The following is a 16,360-nucleotide window of genomic DNA, read 5'->3' on the forward strand; positions in this document are numbered from 1 at the left end:
GTTTATAAGTCTTTCACTAATTAAGTATCATAATGTGTTCAACTTGATTATGCACCTTTTGTATAAAGAGTCATAATCAAATCGCCAATGCTAAGTCTTTGCTTAACATTGGCCATTATTACTTTTTCTCTTTTAACGTCTTATGTGCTTCTTCGACTACTTCACGCACAGTAAGCGGAGCTTGATTTTTACCAAGTTCACGCTCGCCTTTCCAGCGCAGGTGGAGAAGAAATTCGATATTTCCATCTCCTCCCGTTATCGGTGAATAAGACATGTTATATACATCGTATCCTTGACGAAGCGAGAAATCCACCATGCCTTGAAGAACTTCTTCATGCACTTTTGAATCACGCACGATTCCTTTTTTCCCAACTTGCTCTCTTCCAGCCTCAAACTGTGGCTTAACGAGCGCAACAACATCGCTGTGTGGAACAAGAAGTTTTTTTAACACAGGAAGAATGAGTCTTAAGGAAATAAATGATACATCAATAGAAGCGAATTCAGGCAAGCCTCTTGATAAATCAGATGGCGTCACATAACGGAAATTTGTTCGTTCCATTACTTCTACTCGTTCATCTTGACGAAGCTTCCAAGCTAGCTGATTATAGCCTACGTCTAGCGCATAGGACATCTTCGCTCCATTTTGAAGCGCACAATCAGTAAAGCCTCCAGTAGAAGAACCAATATCAATCATGATTTTATCCGCTACATGGACATTAAATTCTTTAATCGCTTTTTCAAGCTTAAAGCCGCCTCTGCTGACGTAAGGCATCACTGCACCTTTAATTGTCAGCGGCGTATCGCGTTCAATTTTCTCTCCCGGCTTATCCAAACGGACTTCATTCGCATAGACAAGTCCTGCCATCACTGTACGCTTTGCTTTTTCTCTTGTTTCAATCAAACCTCGTTCTACTAATAATACATCTACTCGTTCTTTTTTTGTCACTTAACTTCAAGCCTCTTTTGTGTTGGTGTTACGAGTTTTTTAACTCGATTTATAATCTCTTCTTTGGTTAATCCAATTTCTTCTAAAAGTTTTGTTACGCTGCCGTGCTCGATAAAGCGATCTGGAATCCCCATACGTTCAACGCGCGTATCATAATAGCCGTGCTCTGATGCAAACTCTAACACCGCGCTTCCAAAACCGCCTTGAAGTACCGCTTCTTCTACCGTAATTACAGGCTTACTAGTTTGGAAAATCTCATGAAGCATTTTTTCATCCAGCGGTTTAATAAAACGAGCATTTACCACTTTGACGCTGATTCCTTGCTTCTCAAGTTCTGCTGCTGCATCCATCGCCATTGAAATCGTTGTACCAAACGTTAAAATGGTTGTATCTGAACCTTCTTTTAATACGTCCCATGTACCGATCGGAATGTTTTTCAGTTCTGAATCTAGTTCAACACCTAATCCGTTTCCTCTAGCATAGCGCATAGCAATCGGACCTTCTTCATAAGTCAAAGCAGTGTGAACCATGTGCTGGCCTTCATTCTCGTCTTTTGGCATCATAATAACAAGGTTAGGCAAATGACGTAAGAATGCAATATCAAACACGCCTTGATGCGTTTCACCATCAGCACCTACTAGCCCAGCGCGATCAATCCCAATAAATACATTTAGCTTCTGACGGCAAATATCATGAACCACTTGATCGTATGCACGCTGTAAAAACGTAGAATAAATAGCTAAAAAGGGCTTCATATTTTGAGTTGCAAGACCCGCTGCCATTGTTGTTGCATGCTGCTCTGCAATCCCAACATCAAACATGCGATGCGGAAACTCTTTTTGAAATGCTTCGAGTTTTGAACCCACAGGCATTGCTGGCGTTACGGCTACAATACGATCATCTTCCCTAGCCATCTTCAATACCGTATCACTTACTAGTTTACTCCAAGCAATCGGAACATTTTTGTCTTTAATAAAGTCACCGGACTCAATTTTGTAAGGGCCTGTACCATGCCATGCTCCGCTTTTATCGCTTTCCGCCGGCAAGTACCCTTTCCCTTTTTTCGTAATAACGTGAATCAGTACCGGACCTTTTGTTTTCTTTGCATATTGTAACGTTTCCAATAAATCATCATAGCTATGGCCATCAACCGGGCCTAAATACGTAAAGCCAAGGTCTTCAAAGAACATGCCTGACACGACCATATACTTTAGGCCATCTTTTACACGTTCTGCCGTTGCCGCAAGCTTACCGCCTACTGCAGGCACTTTTTTCAGCAAGACTTCAAGCTCATCTTTTACCCAGTTGTATTTGCCTGCCGTGCGCAAACGTCCTAGAATACTGTGTACAGCCCCCACGTTAGGAGCGATAGACATTTCATTGTCATTTAAAATAACGGTCATATCCGTTTGCTCGTGCCCGATGTGGTTAAGCGCTTCAAGAGCCATACCACCTGTTAAAGCTCCGTCACCAATGATAGGAACAATATGAGCTTTTGTTTTTTGCAAATCTCTTGCAGCAGCCATTCCCATTGCGGCTGAAAGAGATGTAGAACTATGTCCCGTTTCCCATACGTCATGCTCACTTTCGTCACGCTTTGGAAAACCGCATAATCCTTTATATTGACGGATTGTATCAAACTCTCCCGCTCGTCCTGTTAAAATTTTATGGACATACGACTGATGCCCGACGTCCCATAAAAATTTATCTTTTGGGCTGTCGAACACTTTATGGAGTGCAAGCGTTAACTCAACAACCCCCAAATTCGGCCCTATATGACCACCAGTTGCAGAAAGCTTTGTAATTAAAAAACGACGAATCTCTTCACTTAGTTCTTCTAATTGTGTTACTGACATTTTCTTTAAAAACTCAGGATTTTTTATCGTTGTAAGATCCAAGGTGGATCACTCACTTTCGTACTTGTTATAAAGTTACCTTAATACATTGTCTATTGTTTTATACGTATAGTCAATTTTTAGTATTTCCTTATTACTTACAATACCTTTGATATTCTATCAGTAAACCAGTGATATTCAAAGGAAAACAGTGAAAAAATAGCCGCTAACACAAATGTGATAACGGCCACCAAGATATTGTATATGTCTTTCAAACCTATGCACTACGCTTTTATACAGTAGTAAAATTATTATAGCATAGCCCCTATTGGGACTCAATCTTATTTTACTGTATCACTCAAAAAAACCTGACAGAAATCGTCATTAACTATCACGTTTTGCTATATATAAACAAATTTCTTCTAGTAATCCGTGCTTAATTTGAGCTTGACGTAACGAGAGAAGTGCTTGTTCAACATGATACTGTAACTTTTCTTTGGCCGCTTCCATACCTAACAAAGAAGGATATGTCGTTTTTTCATTTTCTGTATCACTGCCAATTGGCTTTCCTAATTTTTCTTCAGACCCTTCCACATCCAAGATATCATCTTGAATTTGAAACGCTAACCCTACATGCTTACTGAATTCTTCTAATAATCCTTGCTGTAGAGGCGTAGCTTTTGCAAGAATAGCTCCTGCTTTTACACAAAACCCTAGCAGCTTCCCCGTTTTGTGAAGGTGAATATATTCAAGCTCGTCTAGCGTGAGCTGCTTTTTTTCCCCTTCCATATCCGCAACCTGTCCGCTGATCATACCTTCTGTTCCGCTTGCTTTTACCAGTTCTGTAATGAGCTGAAGCTTCATATGTGATGTAATCTCAGGATGTGCCGCTTCAGAAATGAGCTGAAAGCTATTTGTTAAAAGAGCATCTCCAGCTAATATAGCCGTTGCTTCGCCGTACACCTTGTGATTCGTTGGTTTACCTCTTCTTAAGTCGTCATCATCCATGCTAGGTAAATCATCGTGAATGAGAGAATATGTATGAATCATTTCCACTGCACATGCTGTTTCTAATCCCATGCTCTCGTCTTTTCCAAACGCATGTAGCGTTGCAAACAACAGCACTGGGCGAAGTCGCTTTCCTCCTGCAGTAAGCGAGTAAAGCATGGATTCCTTTAAGTTAACCGGAGCATGTAATGCTTTTACCACTTCAGGCAAGCGTGTTTCTACTCGATCTTTTGTAAAAGAAATATACTCTTTTAAATTCATTTCATTCACCATCACTCTTCCTCCTGTACCGAGAATGGCTCAAGCGTTCCGTCTTCACGTAAAATAGTTTCCATTTGCTTTTCAATATGCTGAAGACGATCGTGACAGAATTTTGAAAGAGTCATTCCTTCTTGGAATTGTTGAATTGCTTCTTCTAAAGGCACGTCGCCTTCTTCTAGCTTGTTTACGATGGTTTCTAACTGCTCCATCGCCTCTTCAAACGTATACTCTTTATTTGTCGCCATTTTTCATCGCTCCTCTATTTTCGAAACTTCACACTGCAACTGTCCATCGGTCAAACGAACGTTTACCACATCGCCTTTGGATACTTGTTTGGTTGATTTAATTAACTCTTTTTCTTTATCGTATACTAAGCTGTAGCCTCTTTCCATTGTTTTTAATGGACTAAGCGTATGTAATTTTGACGTTGCCGTTGCAAATAAAAGCTGTTTTTGCTTTAGCAGCTGCTGCATCTCTTTGGTCAGCATTTTCGTCAGCTGCTGTTGACGCTCCGCCGCTTTCGTTAACTGATGCTCGGGGTGATTGCGCAACAAAGCAGCTGTTAGCTGCTCGTAGTTCGTCCGTTTATGTTCAATGTACCTTCTGCCTTCACGATAAAAACGCTCCATCAACTGATCTAACTGCTGCTCTTTTTGCTCGACCAACTTTTGAGGATAACGAAAAGCATATGATTTCTGGGATCGTTCAAGCCTGCGGCTACTAGACTGAAGCATTTCTTTCATCGAACGAAGAAGACGGATATTTCGCTGAGTCAATCTTTCTGTAATTTCACTGATATGAGGTACAGCCAATTCCGCAGCACCCGTTGGAGTAGGAGCGCGAAGATCTGCTACAAAATCTGCAATTGTAAAATCGGTTTCATGTCCAACCGCTGAAATAACAGGAATATTAGAAGTGAAAATTGCACGAGCAACGCTTTCTTCGTTAAAAGCCCAAAGCTCTTCAATTGACCCACCACCGCGGCCAACAATTAATACGTCTGCTTCTTTACGACGGTTTGCTTCTTCAATTGCCTTAATGATAGACGGTGCCGCATTCACTCCTTGAACAAGAGCGGGCATAACAATAATGTTCGCGTTATATCTGCGCTTTAATGTCGTAATAATATCACGTACGGCTGCTCCAGTTGGAGATGTAATAACACCTATTGTTGTTGGATACTTCGGCAGTTTTCGTTTCCTAGCAGGATCAAATAAGCCTTCTTTTTCCAGCTTTTTTTTCAGCTGTTCGTAGGCCAAGTATAAGTTTCCAACGCCGTCAGGCTGCATTTCTTTTACGTACATTTGATAATTTCCGCTTGGTTCATAAACCGAAATTTCAGCTCGAATGAGCACATTCATTCCTTCTTCAGGCTGAAAATTAAGCTGCCGGTTATGCCCAGCAAACATAACGGCTGCGATACGAGCATTTTGATCTTTCAAGGTGAAATACATATGTCCCCGACTATGACGTTTAAAGTTAGAAATTTCTCCTTTAATCCATACATCTTGCATGTGAGGGTCTACATCAAACTTGCGCTTAATGTATCGTGTAAGAGCCGTAACGGTTAGATAACGCACTTCACTCATCATTTTGCCTCCTTTGCAGTCACCCTCTCCCCTTTATATAAAGGAGAGAAGCATTTTGGTCACTTGATTTGGCAAGATGAACCTTTATTTAGATAAAGTTGTTAACACTTTAGACAATACGCCATTGATAAACTTGCTTGATTGATCATCGCCAAACGTTTTCGCTAATTCAATCGCTTCATTTAACGTAACGCTCGTAGGAATTTCTTCTTCATACTTCATTTCGTATACGGCAATACGTAGGATAACGCGGTCTACAGTGGCTACACGATCTAACGTCCATTTTTCTAAATGATTGCGTAAAAGTTCATCAATTTCTTGCTGATGTTCAACCACACCTAGCACGAGACTTTCTAAAAATTGATCAGACTTTTCATTTTGTACAACATTTCCGATTGCCTCCATTGGCTCGGTCTGCCCTAAATCATGCTGAAATAGTGCTTGTAATGCTTTTTGGCGTGCTGTATGTCTTTTCATTATTTTTGCTCCTTTATTTATCTTCTTCAACTAGTATACCTAGATAATAGCATAGTTTATAAAACGATACTTCATTGTTCTTATACGAAGTTTGTAGAACACGAAAAAGACCGTCTTTATGACGAGACAGTCTTTTTCACTTTACCATAGCTTGTGTTGAAAAGGAACAAGTAATCATACGTTATTCCATTTTAGCAACAGCCGTTAGGTAAACGTTTGTTTTATTCAACTTCTTCAATATCAGTTTTTTGCGTATCAAACTGAATCCCTACGATATGAATGTTTACTTCATCGAGATCAATAGCTGTCATATTTTTAAGGGCTTGACGAATGTTATCTTGTACTTGTTGCGCTACGTTTGGAATAGACACCCCAAACTTCATCATACAAAATACGTCTACTTTTATCCCGTTTTCTGTTAAGTCCACTTTTACACCTTTACCGTGGTTTTTCTTTCCTAGTTTCTCCACAACGCCAGCTGCAAAATTTCCTCTCATTGCAGAAACGCCTTCTACTTCAGAAGCAGCAATACCCGCAATGACTTCAATAACCTCAGGAGCAATTTCTACTTTGCCAAGAGAATTTGGGTGTTCTTCCATTTCTAATACATGATTTTCATTCATGTACAGCACCTCCTATAGTTTATATTATACTAAGAATTCATTACGTCATATAGCTCAAGAAACTTCGTGTTGAATTCACCACTAACAAATTTTTCATGATTTAATAGTTTTTGGTGAAAAGGAATAGTGGTCGCAACGCCGTCGATAACAAATTCATCTAACGCGCGCTTCATTCGTTCAATAGCTTCCTCACGAGTTGGCGCATGAACAATCAATTTAGCCACCATTGAATCATAGTAAGGCGGGATTGCATAGCCCGGGTATGCAGCAGAGTCTACGCGCACTCCGTAGCCACCTGGCGGCAAGTACATTTGAATCGTACCTGGTGATGGCATAAAGTTTTTCTCTGGGTTTTCTGCGTTGATTCGGCACTCAATTGCCCATCCGTTAAATGTCACTTCTTCTTGCGTAAACGGTAAAGTTTCACCATTTGCCACTTTGATTTGTTCTTTAATTAAGTCAACTCCCGTCACCATCTCGGTAACAGGGTGTTCTACTTGGATACGCGTATTCATTTCCATGAAGTAAAATTTGTTTTCACGGTAATCATAAATGAATTCCACTGTTCCGGCTCCTGTGTAATTAACGGCTTGAGCGGCTTTAACAGCAGCATCGCCCATTAATTCACGCGTTTTTTCGTCTAATGCTGGAGAAGGCGTTTCTTCAATTAATTTTTGAAGACGGCGTTGAATCGAGCAATCACGCTCTCCTAAATGTACAGTATTCCCATGAGAATCAGCCAACACTTGGATCTCAACGTGACGGAAATCCTCAATGAACTTTTCAATGTACACACCAGGGTTACCGAAAGCTGTAGCAGCTTCTTGCTGTGTAATTGCAATACCTTTAATAAGCTCTTGTTCATTTTTCGCAACGCGGATTCCTTTTCCTCCGCCTCCTGCCGTTGCTTTAATAATAACAGGATAGCCAATATCATTAGCGATCGACATACCGTCTTCCACTGACTCTACAATTCCAGTTGAACCAGGAACAATTGGGACACCGGCTTCACGCATCGTTTCTCTCGCTACGTCTTTTGTCCCCATTTTGTTAATGGCTTCAGGACTTGGTCCTACAAATGTAACGTTACACTCTCTGCATAGCTCTGCAAAATCAGCGTTTTCAGCTAAAAAGCCGTATCCAGGGTGAATGGCGTCACAGCCCGTTAGCATCGCAACGCTCATAATGTTTGTAAAGTTTAAATAGCTGTCTTTAGATGACGTTGGTCCAATACAATACGCTTCGTCTGCTAATTGTACATGCAAAGAATCGCGATCAGCTTGAGAATGAACAGCTACTGATTCTACACCTAACTCTTTACACGCTCGAATAATTCGAACCGCAATTTCTCCTCGATTCGCAATTAATAGCTTTTTAATCATATTTACCGCTCCTTATTCAGGCTTTACTAAGAAAAGAGGTTGACCGTATTCTACAAGTTGTCCATTTTCAACTAATACGTCAACGATTTCACCTTTAACTTCTGCTTCGATTTCATTAAATAATTTCATTGCTTCTACGATACATACAACCGAATCTTTTTGTACTTTATCTCCAGGAGTCACGTATACATCTGATTCTGGCGATGATGACCCATAGAATGTCCCTACCATCGGAGATGTAATTTTATGTAAGCTTTCATCAACCGCTGGGGCCGCTTGTTCTTCTTTTGGTTGAGCAGACTGTGCTGCTGGGGCTGGCGCTGGAGCCGCTGCTGCCTGCGGTGCAGGTGCTGCCGCTTGTTCAGGTGCCGAAACCACTACTTGCTGCGCTTGTTTGGAAACAATTGCGTCTTTTTTCTTCATCTTGATTTTGGAGCCTTCGTGCTCATAGGTGAACTCCTCGATTGATGATTGATCAACTAGTTTAATGATCTCACGGATCTCTTGAATTTTTAACATATTGAACACTCCTACCTCATGAAAATAGAATTCTCTACAATGTTAATAATACGACAGATGGCTACAGCCATTCAATTCGTTTGGCAAACATTAAAAAGAAGTTCCACTTACTCTATAATAACTTTTTAGCGTTATCGTTTTATAAATGGAAACATAGCTTTACAGATGACAACACTTATGAAAACATTTGTCACCTAGTACTAATATAAGATTATGAAACCTATTATAACCGAAGTAAAAAAAGAAAGCCATGTTAAAATTTTTACCGTATCGCTTAGATTTTAGTCATTTCATAAAAAAAGAAGTGTAAACAACCCCAATTTACGGCTGTTTCACACTTCTTTTATTCCCTTTATTTAGTTGGCTGAAACTCTACCGCTACTTCTTTTGGACCCATTTCTTTTTTGACTAGCTGAATGATTTGATTTGCTTTTGTTTTTGAGTGTTTTTCTGTCTTAACCGTAATTTGTACTTGCTTTCCGTCTGCTCTTACTAGCGCGTCACTGTATCCTTTTGCTTTAATTAATGTTTCCAGCGTGGCTTCTTTTTCCCCGAGCTTTGATAATTCATCAATTTTATCCATCGCCTTGCTTACTTCCGCAGGCGTCACATTTTTTGATGCAGCTACTTCTTGATACTCTTCTTTTAATTGACTTCTTTCATCATTTAATTCCAAACGAAGCGCCGTAAATAGCTCATCGCTATCTGTGCTTGATACAACCGCTGATTCTTTTGCATTTTTAGCCGTTTCCTTCTTTACATCTTCTGCTGAGCCTTCAGTTTTTGAATCTTCTTTTGTTCCTGATTTCTCATCTGCTTGTTGTTTTGTATCTTCTGCAGGAGCCTTGTCATCAGCTTGCTTTTCGCTTTGTTTTTCATTGTCTACTAGCGCAACATTACTCTGAGGATTTTCTGGCGTTGTCATATAATATACCGATAACACAACAACTAAACTTAACATTGTTAATAACCAAACCGTTTGCTTTTTTAATAACATATTCATTTCCCCCTCATCCTTTTTTCGCTAATACTGCTACTCTATGACTTGGTATATCGAGCGCTCTTGTCACGGCTTCAATAATAGATTTCTTTACCTCGATATTATCAGCTCCTTTAGCGACAACTAACACGCCTCTTACTTTTGGCTTTTCGGTTTTAACTACAACAGGCTTTTCTTGTTCTCCACTTCTCACAATGACCAGCTGTTCGTCTGTTGAGGAATCTTCAACTTTACGAGTCCCTCCTTCACGGTCCGTTTCGTTGGTCGTTTGCGATTTTGTGACGCTGTTTTTTTCATATATTTTGGATTCTGTTGCATCTAGGTTCACAATTACTTTTACCTTACTTACGCCTCTAACTTGATCCAAAATATCTTTCAATTCTTCCTCATACCGCTCTTCATAACCTGTCATCGTTGTTGTCTTTTTGGAGCTAAAAGCGGGAACATCCTGTGATACCGGTGATGCGCTGGTTTCTTTGCTTGCACTCTTTAATAATCCGCCTGAATTCATAGATGTTGTGAGTGAGTTGCTAAATACCATAAAGATAACGCCTGCAGCTAGTAAAATGCCTATATACATTAACTTTGAAGGTTTCTTCGTAGTTGATGACTGTTTAAGTGAAAAGAACCGCTGAAAAAATGATGGGTCACCTTTTTCTGGCTTTTGACTCATTTCGTGTCTCCCTCCTCCATATTCACAACAACTTGGCCTTGTTTCACATCCCATTTTGCTGCTAGATAGTTGGATAATTTCTTGGATTCTGTTGGTTTATTTGTTTCGATCGGTGTGGAGGTATCAATAGAAATAACTTTCACAGCTGAAACAACCTCGGAATCATCCGATGCTTTTTTACTTACGGCAACTGAAATGGATTTAATATTGTCAGCGGTAGGTTCGTCGTTCGGCTTTTTTGTTTCAATGTGAATTCGATCAATTGCTACACCATACTGATCCATCAACTCCTCTTTTACATCTGCCTCCATTTGGACAGCCATTTGTTCTAAAATATATGCACGTTGTGAAGCTTGTATTTCTTTTTTCTGATTTTCTATTGAATTTTCTACCTGCTGATCAGATCGAATAGATGATAAGCTAAGTGATTTCAGCATTTGATTAACATCCACTTTGAAAATTTGAAAAACGGGTGTAATAATGATCAGCATTAAAAGAAGTCCAACCACCAGCTTTGTATATTTTTGAAAACTAGAATTGGGCAACAGTAAATTAATAATGGTAGCTAATAAGATAAAAAGAACGATATTAGTAATCCACGTCGTTAAGGCCTGCAATTTCTTCACCTCACCATCATTGTGACGTTGCTCGCTGTAATGATGACCGTTAAACATAAGAAAAACATAAGCGAGACAACCGCAAGCGCCGCGAAAATATAGATGACGCTTTTGCTGATAATGCTCAAGCAGGAAATAACTGGTCCTCCTCCAATAGGTTGAAGAAGAGCTGCTGCTAGCTTATAGATAAAAGCGAGCGTTAACACTTTAATAGCCGGAAACGCGACGATTAACAGTAAGACTGCTACTCCAGCAATCCCTACTGAATTCTTTAATAGAAGCGAGGCACTGATGACTGTATCAGCCGCATCTGTGAATACACGTCCTACAACAGGTATAAAGTTCCCTGTAACAAACTTTGCCGTTCGAATTGTAATACCGTCGGCAACAGCTGAGGTGGCCCCTTGAACGGACAGCACTCCTAAAAAAACAGTTAGGAATATTCCGAGCACGCCAATGCTTATATTTCTCAACAGCTGAGCAAGCTGTGTAACCTTATGCTCATCTGAAATCGTACTCACAATGCTAAGCAGTGCTGAAAGAAAAAGCAGCGGCATCACTACGTATTGAATAAGCAAACCGCTTGTGTTCATTAAAAACAAAATCATCGGATGAAAAAAGGCTGCCGATACAACTCCTCCTGATGATGCCATTAAGGCAAGCAGCAGCGGCACCAGAGCTAAAATGAATTTGGTCATGGTCTCAATCGCTCCCGTTGCATAAGAGATAGCAATTTGAAAACTATTAAGAGCAATGATAATCAAAACCATATATACAAGCGCATACGCTACTTTACTTACGGTTTGCTGATTAAACGCACTTTGGAGCGTTTGCAAAAACACGCTAAAAACCGTTAGCATAATGAGCGTACCGAGGAGCTTTCCATTTGCTAATACTTCGTGAAATAAAAACTTTACAAGACCTCCTAGCCATTCTTTAAGAGAGAACTCTTTTTCTCCTTTTAAAAAATCGACTAAACTTCCCTTCTGACTCTCGGGTAAAAAGCCGCCGTATTGGGTAATAATATCGTCCCAAAACTGTTTGACTTCATCGATACCGAGCTTATCAATTTGTTCATTGACAAGTTCTTGCTGCTTCGGGGGTTCGGAAGCTTGTACATTTTCTGGAAAGAAAAAAAAGAGGAACAAAAGAAGAGCGAGTATATTCACTTTAAACGTCCACCGCTTCATTTCGTCACCTCATATTAAGTAAAATTAATTGGGCAGCATTGAAATAATTGTTTCAATAATGACCGTTAAAATAGGAATTGCCATGGAGAGAATCAGCACTTTTCCACCTAGTTCAATTTTAGAAGCAATGGCACCTTGCCCTGCATCTTTCGTAATTTGAGCACCAAATTCGGCGATATAGGCGATACCAATAATTTTCAAAATGGTTTCCACATAAATCATGTTAACGTGAGCATTAATCGACAGCCGCTCGACCATCTTAATAATCTCGTAGATTTGATCAATTAAAAAAAGAAAGATCACGGATCCCACGAATACAACAAGTAAAAAAGCAATAGGTGATTTATGTTCTTTTAAAATAAGAGCCAAAAACGTAGCTACTAATCCTAAGCCCACAATTTGAAGCATTTCAATGGCAACTCACCCCTCTACCCTTGAAATAAAAAAACCGATTTAATTTTTTGAAATAAGTCCTCTACAATCGAAGCAACCATAAATAAAATATAAATAAAACCGATGAGGGTAACCCAGTTCGCGTAATCTTTTTTTCCCATCTGTTCGAGTACGGTGACTAAAAAAGCTACGACGATACCAATCCCAGCAATCTGAAAAATGGTGTTCATATCAATTCCCACATTCAATCCTCCTCCATCGCTACATCAATAGAATGACCAGTAGCAACCCAGATAGAAAGCCTAAACTTTTAACCATTTTTTCATAGCGATTCTGCTTATCAACTGCATCTTGTTCTTCGCGTTCAAGATGATTCAGCGTCAGTAAGATATGCTTTTGCTGCGAATAACGATCATGCTGACCAAGCGTTTCACCAAATTGTTTTAAGATTTCTAGTTCTCCCGTTTTAAGTGCGGTTTGTTTCCAAAATTGGTCCAACGTCTTTTCCCAAGCTTCCTTGACACTTTCAGTACCTTCTTTTAATTTCATTGAAAACTCATTAAATAAAGAGGCCAAAGGATTAGGAAGCTGTAGAGATAACAAATGGGCAACTTCTTGAAGAGGCCGATTGCTGTACATAATTTCCGCTTCTAACGACCGCAGAGCCGTTTTTAATTGCCTGAGCTGCCTAGGTCTTGCACTAAGCTGCTTTGCAAACTCAAATCCTGTGTAAGTGGAAGCAAATAAGATAAAGATGGCACCAAACAGTTTCATACACCATCACCCTTTACTATTTTCAATAAGCGACTTTTCAGCGGACGTTTTCATGGAATTATAGTGCTCATCGTAGATAGCCTGAAGTGTTCCAGGACCTCGGCTGTTCGATAGCACAACATACCGTTTGAATACGTGAAGTTTCATTAAAGCTTGCAAAGTGGGACGCTTCATTAAATCGTCAATGTCATAGCCATGAACAGTCATGATGACACGAACGCCAGCATTAACCGCTTCAAGTACGGCCTTACAATCTTCTTCACTTCCAACTTCATCCACGATCAGCACATCGGGGCTCATGGAGCGAATCATCATCATCATGCCTTCAGCTTTCGGACAGCTGTCTAATAAATCCATTCTAGATCCGAATGTATGCTGAGGAACGCCTTTAACAGCCCCAGCAATTTCTGATCGTTCATCTACAATTCCCACTTTAAACGGAGGAATCTTAGAGCGCTCTATGCCAGTACTTATTACTCTAGCTAAATCGCGAATCATGGTTGTTTTTCCTGTTTGAGGAGGTCCTATAATGACCGTACTTTGCCAATAGCGATTGTATAAAAAAGGAATAAGCTGATTCGAAATACCAATCTTTTGTTTAGCAATCCGGATATTAAAGGATGATACATCTCGAATCACACGAACCTGTCCATTTTCCGTTACAACTTTTCCCGCTAGTCCAACCCGGTGCCCGCCTTCAATGGTGACATATCCTTTTTTCAATTCTTCTTCAATCATATAAATCGAAAACTGGCTTAATTTATTTAAGATAAATAAAGCATCTTCTGCACTTGGAAGATACGATTCGAAATATGGCTGATTGTTGATTGTAAATTCGACAGGTCTTCCTATGCGCACTCGAATTTCTTCTAGTACATGAGAATGGTTTGTGACATAAAATTCAACAGTCTTTTTTAAATTAGGCGGAAAGATTGCAAGTATTTCGTTTAACATATTCATCCCCTCATATTTGAACTCACTTCAATGTATTATAAGCTTGACCATTTTATGCCTACCTTTTATTTAAAAACACCGATTAAAATAAAGAGCACTCCTACTACAATCATGATTAATTTCCCAAAAGATAATTGATCAGCTACGGACACTAAACCTATGGTAAAAGAACTCACCATTACAATCGGACCAACAAGCGCTAACATTCCATTAATCATTAACGCTTTTTTCACATCATTGTTTGTGACAATTAAAATAGCGGCAATAAACTCAATAAATGAAGAAATAAATCGAAGGCACGCCATCGTCAATACCGTACCGTTTAAATGATCCAACCACTGCTTCATAAGCCCCTCCTATATCTCTGCGTTGTTTAGTACAACCTATGCAAAATAAAGAAGAGTTAGCACAAAAAAACACACAAAAAAGGCAGAGAATGATTCTCTGCCTTTTTTGTGTGTTTGCTTGCTTACACGACCGAATTACGCGCGTGATACGTAGCTGCTATCTGTTGTGTTGATAATTAATACGTCGCCTTCATTTACGAAGAACGGAACGTTTACTGTTAAGCCAGTTTCAACAGTTGCCGGTTTTGTACCGCCAGAAGCTGTGTCACCTTTAATACCAGGTTCAGTTTCTGTTACTTTAAGCTCAACTGTGTTTGGAAGTTCAACACCTAATGTCTCACCTTGGTACATCATAATTGCTACTTCCATATTCTCTTTTAAGAATTTTAGCTCATATTCAATTGCACTTGCCGGAAGCTCTAATTGCTCATAAGACTGGTTGTCCATGAATACGTGCTGATCGCCGCTTGCATATAGATATTGCATTTTACGGTTATCAATTTGGGCTTTTCCTACTTTTTCACCTGCACGGAACGTTTTTTCTTGCACAGCTCCTGTACGAAGGTTACGTAGTTTTGAGCGAACGAATGCAGCGCCTTTACCAGGCTTTACGTGTTGGAAATCCATTACACGCCAAATACCTCCGTCTACTTCTACTGTCAAACCTGTACGAAAATCATTTACTGAAATCATGAAGAAATCCTCCTACATTTTATAAAATAATGAACTCTTTTGATGAGTGCGATAATGCCTCATTACCTTCTGCTGTGACGATCGTATCATCTTCAATACGAACGCCCCCTAAGTCTGGTATGTAAATACCTGGTTCAACGGTTACAATCATACCTGGCTGCAGTACATCTGTAGATTTCACAGAAAGTGATGGGCCTTCATGTACTTCTAACCCTACGCCGTGACCGGTCGAATGTCCAAAATACTGGCCGTATCCGTGTTCTGTAATATAATCACGCGTTAGCGCATCTGCTTCTTTACCCGTCATACCTGCTTTGATGCCGCTCATTCCGTTAAGCTGCGCTTGCAGTACGACATTATAAATTTCTTTTAGCTTATCACTTACTTCACCGACGGCAAATGTTCGTGTGATATCTGAACAGTAACCATTATAGTATGCGCCAAAATCAAGCGTTACAAGTTCGCCTTTTTCAATTACTTTGTCAGAAGCAACACCATGCGGTAAAGCCCCGCGATGCCCTGAAGCAACAATTGTATCAAAAGATGAAGATGTTGCGCCTTGTTTTCTCATAAAGAACTCCAGTTCATTAGATACTTGAAGCTCTGTTAAACCAGGACGAACAAAGGTTAAAATATGTTCATATGCTGCATCTGCTATTTTTGCAGCTTCCTTTAATATCTTAATCTCTGAGTCACTCTTTATCAAGCGTAAGTTTTCGATTGCGTGCGAGATTGGAACAAGTTCCGCGCCGATATGCTTATCAAATAATTGATGCTGTCCATATGTAACATAATTCTGTTCAAAACCAAGCTTTTTAATTCCAAATTGTTTCACTACATTCGCTACTTCTTCTACAATAGGACCCTTGTGCTGAAAGATATCAAAACCTTCTGTTTGACTAGTTGCTTGTTCAACATAACGAAAATCTGTTACAAATGCCGCTTTGTCTTCAGAAATGATAACGACACCAGCAGATCCTGTGAAATTGGTCATATAGCGTCTGTTATATTCACTTGTAATTACAACACCGTCCACATTCAACTTTGAAAACTGTTCGCGTAGTTTTTCGATTTTCATT

General features: G+C 39.7%; 20 protein-coding genes. All 20 read right to left on the bottom strand.

The annotated features are described in order from the left end of the window. Positions 1-118: 118 nt before the first annotated feature. The 20 genes from MKY06_RS22705 to MKY06_RS22800 all read right to left on the bottom strand — a co-directional run bounded on the left by MKY06_RS22705 (position 119) and on the right by MKY06_RS22800 (position 16,359). On the bottom strand, positions 119-946 hold the full coding sequence (locus tag MKY06_RS22705; protein WP_029320242.1) for a TlyA family RNA methyltransferase: 828 nt from the start codon (positions 944-946) through the stop codon (positions 119-121). Continuing rightward, complete coding sequence (gene dxs / locus MKY06_RS22710) at positions 943-2,844, bottom strand: 1-deoxy-D-xylulose-5-phosphate synthase (RefSeq protein WP_013059138.1); 1,902 nt, start codon at positions 2,842-2,844, stop codon at positions 943-945. The genes MKY06_RS22705 and dxs overlap by 4 nt, the downstream gene beginning before the upstream one ends. A gap of 321 nt (positions 2,845-3,165) precedes the next feature. Beyond that, on the bottom strand, positions 3,166-4,062 hold the full coding sequence (locus tag MKY06_RS22715; RefSeq protein ID WP_035438726.1) for a polyprenyl synthetase family protein: 897 nt from the start codon (positions 4,060-4,062) through the stop codon (positions 3,166-3,168). Further along, positions 4,062-4,295 (bottom strand): exodeoxyribonuclease VII small subunit, encoded by a 234-nt coding sequence (locus tag MKY06_RS22720; RefSeq protein WP_013059140.1) that lies wholly within the window; start codon positions 4,293-4,295, stop codon positions 4,062-4,064. The genes MKY06_RS22715 and MKY06_RS22720 overlap by 1 nt, the downstream gene beginning before the upstream one ends. 3 nt (positions 4,296-4,298) lie before the next feature. Beyond that, positions 4,299-5,639, bottom strand: coding sequence for an exodeoxyribonuclease VII large subunit (xseA, locus tag MKY06_RS22725; RefSeq protein WP_029320238.1), 1,341 nt, complete (start codon positions 5,637-5,639; stop codon positions 4,299-4,301). An 84-nt stretch (positions 5,640-5,723) separates the two neighbouring features. Next, positions 5,724-6,116 carry a transcription antitermination factor NusB gene (nusB, locus tag MKY06_RS22730; protein ID WP_013059142.1) on the bottom strand — a complete coding sequence of 131 codons (393 nt, stop codon included), beginning with the start codon at positions 6,114-6,116 and terminating at the stop codon, positions 5,724-5,726. A gap of 221 nt (positions 6,117-6,337) precedes the next feature. After that, positions 6,338-6,739, bottom strand: coding sequence for an Asp23/Gls24 family envelope stress response protein (locus MKY06_RS22735; RefSeq protein WP_013059143.1), 402 nt, complete (start codon positions 6,737-6,739; stop codon positions 6,338-6,340). 29 nt (positions 6,740-6,768) lie between these two features. Then, positions 6,769-8,121, bottom strand: coding sequence for an acetyl-CoA carboxylase biotin carboxylase subunit (gene accC / locus MKY06_RS22740; RefSeq protein WP_013059144.1), 1,353 nt, complete (start codon positions 8,119-8,121; stop codon positions 6,769-6,771). 12 nt (positions 8,122-8,133) lie between these two features. Further along, positions 8,134-8,640, bottom strand: a complete 507-nt coding sequence (accB, locus tag MKY06_RS22745; protein ID WP_029320234.1) for an acetyl-CoA carboxylase biotin carboxyl carrier protein — start codon at positions 8,638-8,640, stop codon at positions 8,134-8,136. A 352-nt stretch (positions 8,641-8,992) separates the two neighbouring features. Then, positions 8,993-9,643 carry a SpoIIIAH-like family protein gene (locus MKY06_RS22750; RefSeq protein WP_223268967.1) on the bottom strand — a complete coding sequence of 217 codons (651 nt, stop codon included), beginning with the start codon at positions 9,641-9,643 and terminating at the stop codon, positions 8,993-8,995. A gap of 7 nt (positions 9,644-9,650) precedes the next feature. Further along, the gene (spoIIIAG, locus tag MKY06_RS22755) at positions 9,651-10,313 is read right to left on the bottom strand and encodes a stage III sporulation protein AG (RefSeq protein WP_057243217.1); all 663 of its coding nucleotides are present in this window, start codon (positions 10,311-10,313) and stop codon (positions 9,651-9,653) included. Then, entirely contained in the window at positions 10,310-10,930 is a 621-nt protein-coding gene (gene spoIIIAF / locus MKY06_RS22760) for a stage III sporulation protein AF (RefSeq protein WP_013059148.1), read from the bottom strand. The genes spoIIIAG and spoIIIAF overlap by 4 nt, the downstream gene beginning before the upstream one ends. 5 nt (positions 10,931-10,935) lie before the next feature. After that, complete coding sequence (spoIIIAE, locus tag MKY06_RS22765) at positions 10,936-12,120, bottom strand: stage III sporulation protein AE (protein WP_013059149.1); 1,185 nt, start codon at positions 12,118-12,120, stop codon at positions 10,936-10,938. Positions 12,121-12,144: 24 nt separating this feature from the next. Next, positions 12,145-12,528: a stage III sporulation protein AD gene (gene spoIIIAD / locus MKY06_RS22770; protein ID WP_013059150.1), complete on the bottom strand. Its 384-nt coding sequence runs from the start codon at positions 12,526-12,528 to the stop codon at positions 12,145-12,147. A 20-nt stretch (positions 12,529-12,548) separates the two neighbouring features. After that, positions 12,549-12,755: a stage III sporulation protein AC gene (gene spoIIIAC / locus MKY06_RS22775; protein ID WP_013059151.1), complete on the bottom strand. Its 207-nt coding sequence runs from the start codon at positions 12,753-12,755 to the stop codon at positions 12,549-12,551. Between the two features lie 19 nt (positions 12,756-12,774). After that, a complete protein-coding gene (gene spoIIIAB, locus MKY06_RS22780; RefSeq protein WP_013059152.1) occupies positions 12,775-13,287 on the bottom strand; it encodes a stage III sporulation protein SpoIIIAB in 513 nt (170 codons plus the stop codon). A gap of 6 nt (positions 13,288-13,293) precedes the next feature. Further along, positions 13,294-14,241, bottom strand: coding sequence for a stage III sporulation protein AA (spoIIIAA, locus tag MKY06_RS22785; RefSeq protein ID WP_013059153.1), 948 nt, complete (start codon positions 14,239-14,241; stop codon positions 13,294-13,296). A 65-nt stretch (positions 14,242-14,306) separates the two neighbouring features. Further along, positions 14,307-14,588, bottom strand: coding sequence for a YqhV family protein (locus MKY06_RS22790; RefSeq protein ID WP_013059154.1), 282 nt, complete (start codon positions 14,586-14,588; stop codon positions 14,307-14,309). 135 nt (positions 14,589-14,723) lie between these two features. Next, positions 14,724-15,281 carry an elongation factor P gene (gene efp / locus MKY06_RS22795; protein WP_013059155.1) on the bottom strand — a complete coding sequence of 186 codons (558 nt, stop codon included), beginning with the start codon at positions 15,279-15,281 and terminating at the stop codon, positions 14,724-14,726. A gap of 19 nt (positions 15,282-15,300) precedes the next feature. Then, a complete protein-coding gene (locus MKY06_RS22800) occupies positions 15,301-16,359 on the bottom strand; it encodes a M24 family metallopeptidase (protein WP_013059156.1) in 1,059 nt (352 codons plus the stop codon). Position 16,360: the final 1 nt, after the last annotated feature.

The organism is Priestia sp. FSL P4-0332 (assembly GCF_038005845.1).
Classification (GTDB): Bacteria; Bacillota; Bacilli; order Bacillales; family Bacillaceae_H; genus Priestia.

Bases quoted from the DNA above. Each gene is read 5' to 3' on its own strand.
- efp (WP_013059155.1), bottom strand. From the start codon at position 15,281: ATGATTTCAGTAAATGATTTTCGTACAGGTTTGACAGTAGAAGTAGAC.
- MKY06_RS22790 (WP_013059154.1), bottom strand. From the start codon at position 14,588: ATGAAGCAGTGGTTGGATCATTTAAACGGTACGGTATTGACGATGGCG.
- xseA (WP_029320238.1), bottom strand. From the start codon at position 5,639: ATGAGTGAAGTGCGTTATCTAACCGTTACGGCTCTTACACGATACATT.
- MKY06_RS22720 (WP_013059140.1), bottom strand. From the start codon at position 4,295: ATGGCGACAAATAAAGAGTATACGTTTGAAGAGGCGATGGAGCAGTTA.
- MKY06_RS22800 (WP_013059156.1), bottom strand. From the start codon at position 16,359: ATGAAAATCGAAAAACTACGCGAACAGTTTTCAAAGTTGAATGTGGAC.
- spoIIIAB (WP_013059152.1), bottom strand. From the start codon at position 13,287: ATGAAACTGTTTGGTGCCATCTTTATCTTATTTGCTTCCACTTACACA.
- accC (WP_013059144.1), bottom strand. From the start codon at position 8,121: ATGATTAAAAAGCTATTAATTGCGAATCGAGGAGAAATTGCGGTTCGA.
- spoIIIAD (WP_013059150.1), bottom strand. From the start codon at position 12,528: ATGCTTCAAATTGTGGGCTTAGGATTAGTAGCTACGTTTTTGGCTCTT.
- MKY06_RS22750 (WP_223268967.1), bottom strand. From the start codon at position 9,643: ATGAATATGTTATTAAAAAAGCAAACGGTTTGGTTATTAACAATGTTA.
- spoIIIAA (WP_013059153.1), bottom strand. From the start codon at position 14,241: ATGTTAAACGAAATACTTGCAATCTTTCCGCCTAATTTAAAAAAGACT.
- spoIIIAG (WP_057243217.1), bottom strand. From the start codon at position 10,313: ATGAGTCAAAAGCCAGAAAAAGGTGACCCATCATTTTTTCAGCGGTTC.
- spoIIIAE (WP_013059149.1), bottom strand. From the start codon at position 12,120: ATGAAGCGGTGGACGTTTAAAGTGAATATACTCGCTCTTCTTTTGTTC.
- MKY06_RS22735 (WP_013059143.1), bottom strand. From the start codon at position 6,739: ATGAATGAAAATCATGTATTAGAAATGGAAGAACACCCAAATTCTCTT.
- accB (WP_029320234.1), bottom strand. From the start codon at position 8,640: ATGTTAAAAATTCAAGAGATCCGTGAGATCATTAAACTAGTTGATCAA.
- MKY06_RS22715 (WP_035438726.1), bottom strand. From the start codon at position 4,062: ATGGTGAATGAAATGAATTTAAAAGAGTATATTTCTTTTACAAAAGAT.
- nusB (WP_013059142.1), bottom strand. From the start codon at position 6,116: ATGAAAAGACATACAGCACGCCAAAAAGCATTACAAGCACTATTTCAG.